Below are 13040 nucleotides of genomic sequence, written 5' to 3'. Positions count from 1 at the left end.
AGACAGTGGCTCCGCTGACGGAGCCACATGAATGGTTTTATTTGCTGATCAGACCGGCGAAGTACTTCACAGTACGTACCAGCTGAGAAACATAGCTCATTTCGTTATCGTACCAGGAAACGGTTTTCACCAGTTGGTGATCGCCAACAGTCAATACTTTCGTTTGTGTAGCGTCGAACAGGGAACCGAAGTGCATTCCGATCACATCAGAACTTACGATTTCATCTTCAGTGTAGCCGAAAGACTCATTGGCAGCGGCTTTCATCGTTGCGTTGATTTCTTCAGCAGTTACTTTTTTACCGAGGATGGTGGTGAGTTCAGTTAAGGAACCAGTGATGGTAGGAACGCGTTGAGCGCCGCCATCGAGTTTGCCTTTCAGTTCGGGCAGCACGAGGCCGATTGCTTTAGCGGCGCCGGTGCTGTTAGGAACGATGTTGGCGGCAGCAGCACGTGCACGGCGCAGGTCACCTTTCGGGTGCGGAGCATCCAGGGTGTTCTGGTCGTTAGTGTAAGCGTGTACGGTGGTCATCAGACCGCTAACGATACCGAATTTGTCTTGCAGTACTTTCGCCATAGGAGCGAGGCAGTTGGTAGTGCAGGAAGCGCAGGAGATAACAGTTTCGCTACCATCAAGGATGGCGTGGTTTACGTTGAAAACGATCGTTTTCAGATCACCGGTAGCAGGAGCGGAGATCACTACTCTTTTTGCGCCAGCTTTCAGGTGGGCAGAAGCTTTATCCTTGTCGGCGAAGAAACCGGTACATTCGATTACAACATCGATCTCATGGTCTTTCCATGGAATTTGAGACGGGTCTTTCTGTGCATATATTTTCACATCTTCACCGTTCACATTAATTGCGTTCTCAGAATGTTTTACTTCTGCATCAAACCTACCCTGAGCTGAATCATATTTCAGCAAATGCGCCAGCACAGCGGGGCTGGTGAGGTCATTGATTGCTACCACATCAATGCCGGGCATTTTGTAAATCTGGCGGTATACCAAACGGCCAATACGGCCGAAACCATTAATACCAATTTTGAGAGTAGTTCCCATTTTACATCGTGATTTGAGTATGAAAAAATCGAAGGCGAATTTACAAGCTATACCCGTATAAATCAATATAAATTTCGGTTAAGGAAAATTTTTTTGGAAATATGAAAGAAGATCATACCTTTGCCATCCCAAAACAATACGCCGCGTTGGTCAAGGGGTTAAGACGCCTCCCTTTCACGGAGGAATCACGGGTTCGATTCCCGTACGTGGTACAGAGCCGAGGGCTTCTCTTATGAGAAGCCCTTTTTCTTTTTCAATGAAGATGTTCCGGTCTTTTAAAATAAACAATCTTGCAACGGAACATTTATTTCAAAAAAATTTTGCAGAGTAAAACATTTGCTTATCTTTGCAATCCCAATCGAAAAACGCCGCGTTGGTCAAGGGGTTAAGACGCCTCCCTTTCACGGAGGAATCACGGGTTCGATTCCCGTACGTGGTACAAATCACTTACAAGGTCATCATTAAAAATGATGGCCTTTTTTATTTCACTCACAAGTGTTTTTCTAAAGTGATATTGATGGAATCTTTCCCCAGCATTCCAGTCAGCATTAAATGCCCGGAGCTGCCATCCGGCAATATCATTCCGTTGAAAACAGGCATATCTGAAGGTGAGCGCCAACCGATCTCCAGGTGATTGTTAGCCAGCGTATAAGTACCATTCCATCTTTTTTGCGGGGAATTGAATTCAAATACACAACCATTTTTGATATCAAAGTAAACCACTGTAAGTATGCTATCAGCACAACTGGTGCGGTATTGCGGCAGCTGATTTATTTTCAGTTGTTTCACTTCATATTTACCAGTTAGCTCCGGATGCTTATCTGGCTTGCCATGCATAGCAATCAACAGCAGCGGAATATAAATGATGGAGAAACGAATGGCTATCTTATAAAATCGCGACAGGTTCAACGCAGGTAATTGATCTTTTGCAGCAAGAAAAAATTCTTTTAACCGCTTGAATTCTATAAAGAGAAAATAAAGCGTGCCCGATAACATGATGGAAGCATGCACAACTACACTGCCGCCGATCTGATAGATAATATCCATCAGTAAAATGTTAGCCAACACAGGAAGCAGCACAAACACACCTATCAGCCTTGTTCTTCCAAAGAGCAGCATGAAAGCCCCTGCAATTTGCAATCCTGCTATCATGCAACCTAAAAGATAAGAATGACTGAAGAAAGCCCAGAACAGATCGGATGGCGAAAGGCTGCTGTACGGCAGATCGAGCTTGCTCTGCGGCATCACCAGCTGAAAATGACAGATCTTCTCCCACCCGAATGATGCCAGATCATATGCCACACCATACCGGATTAAACCTTGCCAGAAGGCAAGTGTAGCTGGCCTGTTGGTTTTCCGGGCCTGCCATATAAAAGCATAAATGACGGCAGCAACTAAAAAAAGGAAAGGGACGATGGTGAGCAACCCTATAGAGATCCATGTTCGAAAAAAGGTAATACCCTGCCGCAGTATACAAGCACCAAATACTAATCCTGCAAGTGCACAGGTAATGAATTTCTTGGCAAAAGGGATTTTCTGCATAGCAAATGTGGTTGACGAGGGGCGTGATGATTAAAAGATCAGCAGGATTTTTCTACCAATTCTACCGGTAAAAAAATCCTGCTAATCCTTTCAATCAATATAATCCTGAGTAAGACAAACTTCGCTTAAGACAAGCCGATCTCATAATGTCTTTCCGGAATTTCGATATCCAGGAAATCTTTTTTGAGGAGCCAGTTGCGGAAGATCTGTTGTACTTCGTATTCGCCGTGAACGAGGAATAATTTTTTAATATCCCTCGGGTTCTGGCAGGAGAGCCATTGGCTGAGGTCTTCGTAGTCGCCATGGGCGCTCATGGAGCGGATCACGCCTACTTCGGCCTTTACTTCATAGCGGGTGCCGTAGATAGATACTTCTTTGGCGCCGCGCATCAGGCGGCCACCTAATGATTCGGGCTCGCAATAACCCACGATGAGGATAGTATTTTGCGGCTCGTCGATATTGTTGGCGATGTGGTGTTTCACACGGCCGGCTTCAGCCATGCCGGAGGCGGAGATGATCACACAAGGCTCTTTGCGGTAGTTCAGTGCTTTGGACTCATCGACGGATTTTACATAACGCAAACCGGGGAAGTCAAAAGGATCGGCATCAGTTTTCAAAAGGTCCTGTACTTCTTTGTTGAAAACTTCCGGGTGGGCTTTGGTTACTTCAGTGGCTTCTGTAGAAAGCGGGCTGTCTACGAAGATATCTACTTTAGGCAGCGTGCCGGCGAGTTGTGCGTTGTTGAGGGTATACAGCAGCTCCTGTGTACGACCTACGCTGAATGCAGGGATGATGAGCTTTCCTTTTTTCTCTACGCAGGTTTCCTGTATGTAGCGCAGCAGTTCAGCATCGGATGGTTTGGCATCGGCGTGTAAGGTGCTGCCATAGGTAGATTCGATGAGGATGTAATCCGCCTGTGGAAATACTTTCGGTGATTTCAGGATGGCATCATTGTAGCGGCCAATATCGCCGCTGAAGGAGATCTGTTCTGTTTTGCCGTTTTCAGTAATGCGCACATGTACAGCGGCGGCGCCTACGATATGTCCTGCGTCGGTGAACATAACCTGGATATCAGGATCGATGCTTACCCAGGTATCGTATTGCGTGGGCTTCAGCGAGCGAATGGATGCTTTGGCATCTTCCACCGTGTAAAGTGGCTGCAGGTAAGGTTGTCCTTCCTGTGCTCTTTTTTTGTTGGAGAATTTGATATCATCTTCCTGTATCTCGGCAGAATCGAGCAGGAGGATTTCGGCCATGTCGCGGGTGGCGGGCGTGCAGTAGATAGGGCCTTTGTAGCCCATCTTCACGAGGCGCGGAATAAGACCGGTATGATCCACGTGGGCGTGCGATAGTAACATGTACGTTACTTCCTGTGGATCGAAACCGAAATCGCGGTTCATGGCATCGGTATCTTTACCCATGCCCTGGAACATACCGCAGTCCAGTAAAATTTTTTTTCCATTCTTCAATGTGATCAAGTGCTTTGATCCGGTTACGGTGCGGGCTGCGCCATGAAAAGCTATTTTCATAATTTTTGGGAATTGTTTATTTGGATTTGAACGACCAGGTGACAGCGAAGGAGGCAATTAATATGCCGTCTTTATTTTTACCATCCACATGAAGGGTGACAGTAGCAGGTTCATTTGTCGTGAGGGCCTTTTCTATGGCGGCTCTGATGGCAGCCAGCTCATGACAGGTGAAGTAAGTGATGCCGGTGGCCTTTTTCAAAAAGGTGGCCTCCAGCTGGGTAACGAGCAGGGATACACGCTTGGGAGCTCCCCGCACATACATAATGGAAGGCAGGCCGGTGCTCAGTTCTGCGGCCATCGCCAGGCAGGCGAAGTAGGTAGAACGGAATGGGTTCTGCGAGAGCCAGCGGAAAGGCACAGACGTAACGCAGGTATCCTCATCGAGCGATTGCAGGCGCACGCCGGCAAGCCAGGCTGCGGGCAGCTTCCAGAAAAGGTAGGCCGAAAATTTAAACGGATGCAGTGCAAACCTCCGGAAAGATTGCACTGCATCCGTATTAAAAGTAGTAACGCCGTTACTCATATCGAATGATTATTCATTGATGTAATGGGAAGGCTGCAAGGCAGCGGGGCTCCACTGTTTGAGGAATTCCATCAGTTTCTTCTTGTCGTAAGAATCTGCGGATTCCAGCAGGCCGGTGTTTTGGGTATGCAGGCGATTGCCTTTTGCATCCAGTACCACCAGTACCGGGAAGCCAAAACGCTGCGGATATCCCAGTTCTTTCAGCAGCGGCAGGTTTTTGTTTTCTTTACTGTAATTGAGATGATACACCACATAACTCTTGTCCATGGCCGTTTTCAGGTCTGCGTCTTCCTCGATGAACTTATACATCCTTTTGCACCAGATGCACCAGTTGCCGCCTACCTGTAACAGCACATGTTTGTTTTCTTTGGCCGCTTCTTTTACAGCCGCCGAAACATCCGCCTTTGCGTCAGCGGCAGGGTTGTAGATGTGCTCCAGGTCGAGGGTTTGCGCGGAGGCAGGAATGATAAAGCCCAGGCTCAATAGCAAGGTCCATACATACTTCTTCATAAATAGATATTTGTCGTATCCCGTAATTTACAGCATTTTCCGAACATAGTCCCGGATTGCTTCCTGGGCATGCGTGCCGTCGGCCAGCTGTAGTTCCACGATATCTTTCAATTGCTTTTTCAGGGCCGGGTCATACACGGGGGCACATACCTCGATGCGCCGGTGCAGGTTACGGTTCATCCAGTCGGCCGAGCCAATGTAAATTTCTTCTTCTCCATTATTATGAAACACAAATACCCGGGCATGTTCCAGGTATCTGTCTACAATCCGCACCACGCGCATATTCGCGGCGGGCACGAGACAGCAGATGCTGCGTATGATCAAATCCAGCTGTACGCCTGCTTCTGCGGCCTCGTACAGTTTGTTGATCATTTCTTTTTCCTGTAGATTATTAAGTTTGATGAGGATGCGCGCCGGGCGGCCTGCTTTGGCATGTATAATCTCGCGATCGATCATCTCTATAAAACGCTGCGTGAGATTGAACTGTGCCACCAGCAGTTCGCGGAATTGCAGGAAATTGTAATCTACCGGCTGCTTACGGCTTTGCAGGTAAAGGAATAACAATTCCATTTCGCGCGTGATAGCCAGGTGAGAGGTGAACAGCACATGGTCGGTATAAAAACGGGCCGTGCTTTCATTGAAATTACCCGTGGCGATCAGGCCGGAATAAAGATGTTGATAACCTCTGCGGCGCTTTACCAGCGCGGTTTTGGCATGTACCTTCATACCGGGGATGCTGTATACGATCCTGACGCCGGCGGCCTTCATCTGTTTGGACCAGCGGATATTGTTAGCTTCATCAAAGCGGGCTTTCAGTTCCACGAACACCGTTACCGATTTACCATTGCGGGCAGCGCTGATGAGCGCCTGCGCGATCTGCGAGCCGGAGGCAATGCGGTAAAGGGTCACATATATTTCAGTTACTTCCGGATCAATGGCGGCTTCGTTGAAGAAGCGCAGGATGTAATCATATTGTTGATAGGGGAGATGGATCAGCAGGTCTTTTTGCGCGATGAGGTCCAGTATATGATCTGTTTGGGCGGCCGCGGCTATCGGCGCCGCCTCCTGCCGCGGGTAGAGGGCATCGGGGAGCGCTACCGGCATGGGCAGGTTGGCCAGGTCTTTCAGGTTATGATAACGGCCGCCGGCCACCATCTCGTCATCGCGGATATCAAACTGCTGTGCCAGGAAATGCCGCAAGGGCGCGGGCATGCGGGCATCATAAAGAAAGCGGGTAGGCACGCCCAACTCACGTTTACGGATCAACGTTTCTACTTCTTCCAGGATATCTCCTTTAAATTCGTCCATATCCATCTCCGCATTGCGCGTGAGTTTGAAGCTGTAGCAATCGTTAATCGTATATCCCGGGAAGAGATAATCGAGCTGCGTCCGGATCACATCGTCCAGGATGGCGATATGATGCTGCCCCTCGCTGAAAGGCAATTGCAAAAAACGCGGCAACACACCAGGAATATTTACAATCACATATTGTTGTTGTTGAGATACATTTTCGGGAGATACGGCCACTGCCAGGTACAGGGCATTATTCTCGGGAAAGAAAGGCTGGTCGCCATGTTTCAGCCATACCGGCTGAAGATAGGCCAGCACGGTAGTGAGCAGGTATTCGCGTGCAATAGCCTGGTGCGCCGGACTGAATGCTTCGTTATAATAAAGATGTATGCCCTGTTGCAGCAGGGCAGGCAATATCTCTGTAGTGAATATTTTGCCATATTGTTCCTGCTGCCGATGTATCTCTCCCAGCACTTCCGACAATGTATTGACGCTTACGGTTTCATCGCCGCCGGTAAAGGGCTCTTTGTCGAGCACCCGGTTCACCGCCAGTATGGCCGGCATTCTCACGCGGAAGAACTCATCAAGGTTAGAAGAAAATATCGACAGGAATTTAATTCTTTCGTATAGTGGTACCCGTTGTTCCTGTGCCATCAGCAGCACGCGGTAGTTGAACGACAACCAGCTGAGATCGCGGTTATATAAAGCAGCCATACTACACTATGCTTTTACTGGGAAGAAGATGGCAGCGGTCATAAATGCGATCACAGAGGCGATCAGACCGAACATAAATACATTGTATGAAATGCGCAGCAGCTTGTATTTGCGGCCGAGCACCACGCCCAGGTGATACACGTCCTGCGTCATGCTGCCATAGAGATAATCCGCATCATTCATCATCTGCCGCATGCCCCATTTGTACTCTTCAAGGTCCATCTTATAGAAATTACCGAAGAACAAGAGGTTCGCTTTTTTATTGGCGATATCATCTTTCGTGAAAGTGCCTCGCGTAATATTGGGCCGGGTGGCCAGTACGGCAAACGTTACCGTGATCACCGAGGTGGTAACAAAGAGGATTGCCGGCAACACCATATTGGGATAGTCTTCCAGTCTGCCAATGAGCACAGAGAGCATGAAAGAGATGATGATAGAGTTGACGGAGATCATGATATGCGCCTTGGTATCGGCCATGGAACTAAGGCGTATGTGGTTGGTGGCGGTGATGCGGAACATCGTTTCCACGCCACGTTCCGGCTTTTTAAGTTTCTTTTCTTTTTCTTTCTTTTTGAGAGGCAGGGAGGCGGTAGCTGTTTCATTGCCTTCCTGCGGCGTGGCCGGGCTTTCTGTGCTGGTGGCCTCTTCTGCGTCTTTCTTCTCCAGTTTCTTTTTCATCTTCTGCAGGTTCTCTTCTTTCTGTTCTTTCAAGAGGGTCTGGCAGTAGTCGGTCCAGTAGTGATGTTCGCTGAGGAAGCGGATATTGCCACGCAGCCAGTCGGTTTGCGAAATGCCTTTCTGGTAGGTTATTTCCACTTCATGGCGCAGCAGTTTGTTACGATCGTTGTATTCTTTGGTGCCGAGATGGAAGAGGTCAGCATCGCAAACGATCTGCTCGATGAGCGACGTAGGCGATTGCGGCATTTTGGTAGCGAGGATACATCCTTTTACCAGCTGTTGCAAGGCTTCCGTACCTTCGTGTTCCTGCAGGAAACGGACCGCCGCTTCGGCGCCGTGTTCTTCATGTTGTTTAGGTGCTCCAAGCAAATAACCGATATCATGGAACCATGCAGCAATATATACGGCCGCCAGCTCATCGTCCTGTAAACGGTAATGGGCCGCGATCTGGGCGGCTGCCGCCACTACCTGCTGTGTGTGAACAAGGTTGTGATACACGAGCTCCGGGTGCGGGTGCTCCTGGTATTGAGAGGTTACATAATCTTTCGCCGCGTCTATGATAGCTGTACTTTGCATATGGAGATGATTAAATCGGAAGGGAAGTTACTGCATTTTTGAGTTAAATTTATGGCATAAAGCATCGATATGATTGTCCGGTTCCCCTTAATATTTTGCCTGTTGTTATTGTCCTGCAACATGTTCGCCGACAGGGAACAGAAGGTATACGCTTCTCCCAAGGGCTACCACCTGCTTGAGCCGGTGCGCTACCGCGTACGGGAATCCATGCAGGAGATCTCCGGCATCGCACTGTTTCCCGATGAACATAATATCATTGCGGTGAATGATGAAGAAGGAAGGCTTTACCGGATAGATGTGACGGGCGCCGGCCCCTACGACTCCTGGAAATTCGCCAAGAATGCCGATTATGAAGATGTTTGCAGAACAGACAGCGGCTGGTTCGTGCTCAAGAGCGGCGGCTCACTGTACCGCATACACGATCCGTTTACGGATACTATTTCGAGCACGCATTATAAGCTGGAAAAGCCCGGCAAGAACGAGTTTGAGACCACTTACTACGATAGCGCACGGAACAGCATCATCATGATCTGCAAGAATTGTGCGGACGACAAAAAAGCGGGCATCACCAGCGCTTATCGCTTCGATCTGCAACGCATGGCCTTCGATACCACGCCGGTATTTCATTTCAACGCCAAAGAGATCGCACAGCTGGCTGGCAACGACATGCGCTTTTTCAAGCCCTCGGCGGCCGCTATTCATCCCATCGAAAAACGTTTATACATCCTGGCTTCTGTCAATGGCCTGCTGGTGATCTCCGACCTGCAAGGACATGTACAGGAAGCATATAATCTGAAACACCGGCTGTTCCGGCAACCGGAAGGACTGGCCTTTGCACCCGGCGGCGACATGTATATCTCCAACGAAGGAGGATACGATGGCGTGGCCAACATTCTTAAATTTACGTATACGCACAAATGATCAAGAGAGCCCTCATCTGTCTTTTATTATTGCTCTGGGCCGCCATCGCCGTAAAGGCGCAGCAGCCTGTAGTGAAACGCATCATCCTCATCGGCGATGCCGGCGAACTGCATAGCAATGGCCGCAACCCCGTAGTGGACGCAGTACGCAGCACATTCGACCTGCAAGATAGCCGCAATACGGTCCTCTTCCTCGGTGATAACGTATATCCGAAAGGGTTACCCGACTCCGGCAGCAGCACCTATCCCGTCGCCAAAGAAATACTCGACTACCAGGTGAACCTCGTGCGCGGCACCAATAGCCACGGCATCTTCATACCCGGTAACCACGACTGGGACAAGAGCAAGCCCGATGGCTGGCAGGTGATCCGCAACCAGCAACAATATATCGATTCACTGCACCTCGATAATGTCGACTTCCTGCCGAAAGACGGCTGCCCCGGCCCTGTAGAAGTAAAGCTCTCCAAGGATGTCACCCTCATCATCATGGACAGCGAATGGTGGGTGTTTCCCTACGCCAAGCCAGGCGTGGAATCTTCCTGCGATTGCAAAGACAAAGACGAAGTGCTCACCAAACTGTCTGAAATAGTAGCGCTCAACCGGAATAAGCTGATCATCTTTGCCACGCATCACCCTTTCCGCAGCTATGGCATCCACGGTGGATATTATACCGTTAAGCAACATATCTTCCCGCTCACCGATCTCAAACCCTGGCTGTACCTGCCTTTGCCGGTGATAGGTTCCATCTATCCGCTGGCGCGCGGCGTGTTCGGTACGCATGAAGATCTCCCTCATCCCAAATACAAGGAGATGGTCAAAGGCGTGGAAGCCGCCCTGCGCCCGCATGGGCCGGTGGTATTCGTTTCCGGCCATGACCATACTTTACAGTACATACAGGATCAGCAGAACAGTTACATTGTGAGCGGCAGCGGCGCCAAAAACAACCGCGTGAAGCGCGGCGCGAAATCGCGCTTTGCCACTTCCGACAATGGTTTCAGCGCTATAGAACTATTGGCCGATGGTACCGTGCAGGTACAATATTACCTGGCGGCAGATACCGCACATCCCGCCTTCAGCCAGCAATTGATGCATCTTTCCGACCTGCCGAAAGAAGGCCTGCAGTTCACGCAATCCTCATCGCTGCCGGCTTTCGTGTCGATGGCGCCAGATACGCAATACGCTCATGTGAATAAATTTCACCTCTTCCTGCTTGGAAAAAATTACCGCGAAATCTGGGCTACGCCGCTCAAATTTCCGGTGCTCGATTTCCGCAACACCAAAGGCGGACTGAAAATATTACAACGCGGCGGCGGTAAGCAAACCCGTTCGCTCCGGGTAGAAGACAGTACCGGCACGGAATACGCCATTCGTTCTCTCAAAAAATATCCACTCGCCGCCATCCCGGAAATGCTCCGCGAAACCGTAGCGCGCGAACTGGTGCAAGACCAGATATCCGCCGCCAACCCTTATGCACCGTTGGCAGTGAGCGTGCTGGCCGAAGCCGCCGATGTGCCGCATACGCATCCCACCTTCGTTTATATGCCCGTAGATACCGCCCTCGGCATCTATGCACATGATTTCGGTAACGACGTGTACCTGATGGAAGAACGCGAACCCAAAACCGGTAAGAACGAAAAAACATACAATACACCGAAAGTATTGAAGAAAATACTGGGCGACAACGATATCCATGTAGACCAGAAAGCCGTGCTGCGCGCACGTATCCTCGATATGTATATCATGGATTTTGATCGTCATGACGATCAGTGGAGATGGTATAAAGAGAAACACAAAGGACAGGATTATTACTACCCCGTGCCCCGCGACCGCGATCAGGCATTCTTTGTGAACAGCGGATTGCTGCCCGGTCTTATATCCCGTCCATGGCTGCTTCCAGCCATTCAAGGTTTCCGCGACAAGATACCTGATATCAATGGTTTCAACTTCAGCGCGCGCTACTTCGATCGCTCCTTCCTCAATGAACTGGATGAACACGACTGGAAAAAGCAAAGCGATAAATTCCTGAAACGCATGACCGACAGCGTGCTGGAAGCTGCTGTCAACGCTTTCCCCGACACCGTAAAAAGTATGTTGAGCCCCTGGATGCTTAACACGCTCAAAGCGCGCCGCGGCATCATGGAGAAAAATATTATGAAGTACTACCGCTTCCTTGCGAAAGGCGTGGACGTACCGGGTACAGAGAAGAACGAGCTTTTTACGATCGATAAACAGGCGGGAGGCGCGGTGGAACTGAATATCTACAAGATCAGCAAGAAAGGAGAAGTACAACAGAACATCTATTCCCGCACCTTCGATCCCAAAGTAACAAAAGAAGTGAACGTATATGGCCTCGGTGGTCACGACCGCTTCGAGATCAAAGGCGATCATGGCACCCCCATCCGCATCCGGCTGATAGGCGGCGCCGATGCAGATACTTTCATCGATAGCTCCACCGCATCTGGTGGCAAACGTATACGCATATACGATAAACGCAGTGCCAGCGATACATTCCAGCTCCACGGCCATGATAAACTGAAGCTGTCCAACAAACCGGAGAACATCGCCTACGACCGTAACGCCTTTAAATACAACAAGCTCACGCCCATGCTCGCCGGCGCCTATAACCGCGATGATGGCGTGCTGCTGGGCGTAGCGCTGCAATACCTGAAACAGAGTTGGCGTAAAGAACCCTTCGGCGCCAAACATACTTTCATAGCCACACATGCACTGGCCACCCGCGCCTGGAACTTTAAATATATGGGCGAATACACCGACGTAATCGGTAAATCCGACCTGCTCGTCAATGCCAGTGCCAAAGCGCCCAACAACACCATCAATTTCTTCGGCTACGGCAACGAAACAATATTTGATAAATCCAATGGTAAAAGAATCAGCTACTACCGCGCAAGGTTCAACCTCTATAGCGCGGAAGCATTGCTGAGAACCAGTCTGAGCAACCATTTCAGCCTGTCGTATGGCCCTGTTGTCAGCAACTATGCATTTAATAAAAGTGAGAACGACAATCGTTTCATCACCAACTTCGCGGTAAATAAACTCGACAGCGCCAGCATCTATAACAATAAATCATATGCCGGTGGAAAAGTGATCGCGCAGATAGATACGAGAGATAACAAACTGATACCGGCCCGCGGTATCCTCTGGACCACCACCTTCAATGGCAACTTCGGGCTGAATAACAATAGTAATCACTATTCCAGCCTGCTCACGGATCTGAGTGTGTATATGAGTTTCCGCGTTCCGGCCAACTTTGTGATCGTTAGCCGCTTCGGTGGTGGCAAGGTATGGGGCAACTTCGAATATTTCCAGGCTTATACCATCGGCGGGGTGCAAAGTCTTCGTGGTTACCGCAACTACCGCTTCGCGGGCGATGCCGGGGTATATAACAATACCGAAATAAGAGTAAAGCTGTTTGATCTCAAAACATACATCCTGCCTGCCGGCGTAGGGCTGTTGGCCTTCAACGATGTAGGCCGTGTATGGACACCCGGCGAAACCTCACATGTATGGCATGATGGCTATGGCGGCGGTATTTATCTGGCGCCGGTGAATGCGCTCATCGTAACAGCGGTGATAGGGCATTCGAGGGAAGAGACCGTGCCGTATGTAACATTGGGATTTAAGTTTTAGAGATTTAAATAAAAAAGAAGCCCTTGAAGCGCTCAAAGCGCTTCAAGGGCTTGAAT

General features: G+C 49.6%; 9 protein-coding genes and 2 tRNA genes. 4 read left to right on the top strand and 7 right to left on the bottom strand.

The genetic code is table 11. The features are described 5' to 3' along the window. Nucleotides 1-37: 37 nt before the first annotated feature. Nucleotides 38-1054: a type I glyceraldehyde-3-phosphate dehydrogenase gene (gene gap / locus FPG75_RS24290; protein ID WP_143310642.1), complete on the bottom strand. Its 1017-nt coding sequence runs from the start codon at nucleotides 1052-1054 to the stop codon at nucleotides 38-40. Between the two features lie 140 nt (nucleotides 1055-1194). Here gap and FPG75_RS24285 point away from each other — a divergent pair. Beyond that, nucleotides 1195-1266, top strand: a tRNA-Glu gene (locus FPG75_RS24285). Nucleotides 1267-1421: 155 nt separating this feature from the next. Beyond that, nucleotides 1422-1493, top strand: a tRNA-Glu gene (locus FPG75_RS24280). A gap of 50 nt (nucleotides 1494-1543) precedes the next feature. Here the strand turns inward: FPG75_RS24280 and FPG75_RS24275 are convergent. The 6 genes from FPG75_RS24275 to FPG75_RS24250 all read right to left on the bottom strand — a co-directional run bounded on the left by FPG75_RS24275 (nucleotide 1544) and on the right by FPG75_RS24250 (nucleotide 8416). Next, complete coding sequence (locus FPG75_RS24275; RefSeq protein WP_143310641.1) at nucleotides 1544-2596, bottom strand: hypothetical protein; 1053 nt, start codon at nucleotides 2594-2596, stop codon at nucleotides 1544-1546. A 125-nt stretch (nucleotides 2597-2721) separates the two neighbouring features. Next, complete coding sequence (locus tag FPG75_RS24270) at nucleotides 2722-4125, bottom strand: MBL fold metallo-hydrolase RNA specificity domain-containing protein (protein WP_143310640.1); 1404 nt, start codon at nucleotides 4123-4125, stop codon at nucleotides 2722-2724. 16 nt (nucleotides 4126-4141) lie between these two features. Next, complete coding sequence (locus tag FPG75_RS24265) at nucleotides 4142-4648, bottom strand: DUF4442 domain-containing protein (protein ID WP_143310639.1); 507 nt, start codon at nucleotides 4646-4648, stop codon at nucleotides 4142-4144. A gap of 9 nt (nucleotides 4649-4657) precedes the next feature. After that, nucleotides 4658-5158 carry a thioredoxin family protein gene (locus FPG75_RS24260; RefSeq protein WP_143310638.1) on the bottom strand — a complete coding sequence of 167 codons (501 nt, stop codon included), beginning with the start codon at nucleotides 5156-5158 and terminating at the stop codon, nucleotides 4658-4660. Between the two features lie 27 nt (nucleotides 5159-5185). Further along, nucleotides 5186-7162, bottom strand: a complete 1977-nt coding sequence (ppk1, locus tag FPG75_RS24255; RefSeq protein WP_143310637.1) for a polyphosphate kinase 1 — start codon at nucleotides 7160-7162, stop codon at nucleotides 5186-5188. 6 nt (nucleotides 7163-7168) lie between these two features. Then, nucleotides 7169-8416 carry a Pycsar system effector family protein gene (locus tag FPG75_RS24250; protein ID WP_143310636.1) on the bottom strand — a complete coding sequence of 416 codons (1248 nt, stop codon included), beginning with the start codon at nucleotides 8414-8416 and terminating at the stop codon, nucleotides 7169-7171. Between the two features lie 120 nt (nucleotides 8417-8536). On the opposite strand from FPG75_RS24250, the gene FPG75_RS24245 reads away from it, so the two are divergent. Both FPG75_RS24245 and FPG75_RS24240 read left to right on the top strand, forming a co-directional pair. Next, entirely contained in the window at nucleotides 8537-9337 is an 801-nt protein-coding gene (locus FPG75_RS24245) for a hypothetical protein (protein WP_143310635.1), read from the top strand. Next, nucleotides 9334-12984, top strand: a complete 3651-nt coding sequence (locus FPG75_RS24240) for a BamA/TamA family outer membrane protein (RefSeq protein ID WP_143310634.1) — start codon at nucleotides 9334-9336, stop codon at nucleotides 12982-12984. Before FPG75_RS24245 ends, FPG75_RS24240 begins: the two co-directional genes overlap by 4 nt. The last annotated feature ends 56 nt before the right edge of the window (nucleotides 12985-13040 follow it).

The sequence above is a fragment of the Chitinophaga vietnamensis genome, from assembly GCF_902167635.1.
In the GTDB taxonomy this organism is placed as follows: domain Bacteria; phylum Bacteroidota; class Bacteroidia; order Chitinophagales; family Chitinophagaceae; genus Chitinophaga; species Chitinophaga vietnamensis.
The sequence above is the reverse complement of the archived record's forward strand: the minus strand, read 5'-3'. Positions and strand labels throughout refer to the sequence as shown.

Excerpts from the sequence above, each read along its gene's own strand:
- gap (WP_143310642.1), bottom strand. The coding sequence starts at position 1,054 with ATGGGAACTACTCTCAAAATTGGTATTAATGGTTTCGGCCGTATTGGC.
- FPG75_RS24275 (WP_143310641.1), bottom strand. The coding sequence starts at position 2,596 with ATGCAGAAAATCCCTTTTGCCAAGAAATTCATTACCTGTGCACTTGCA.
- FPG75_RS24270 (WP_143310640.1), bottom strand. The coding sequence starts at position 4,125 with ATGAAAATAGCTTTTCATGGCGCAGCCCGCACCGTAACCGGATCAAAG.
- FPG75_RS24265 (WP_143310639.1), bottom strand. The coding sequence starts at position 4,648 with ATGAGTAACGGCGTTACTACTTTTAATACGGATGCAGTGCAATCTTTC.
- FPG75_RS24260 (WP_143310638.1), bottom strand. The coding sequence starts at position 5,158 with ATGAAGAAGTATGTATGGACCTTGCTATTGAGCCTGGGCTTTATCATT.
- ppk1 (WP_143310637.1), bottom strand. The coding sequence starts at position 7,162 with ATGGCTGCTTTATATAACCGCGATCTCAGCTGGTTGTCGTTCAACTAC.
- FPG75_RS24250 (WP_143310636.1), bottom strand. The coding sequence starts at position 8,416 with ATGCAAAGTACAGCTATCATAGACGCGGCGAAAGATTATGTAACCTCT.
- FPG75_RS24245 (WP_143310635.1), top strand. The coding sequence starts at position 8,537 with ATGTTCGCCGACAGGGAACAGAAGGTATACGCTTCTCCCAAGGGCTAC.
- FPG75_RS24240 (WP_143310634.1), top strand. The coding sequence starts at position 9,334 with ATGATCAAGAGAGCCCTCATCTGTCTTTTATTATTGCTCTGGGCCGCC.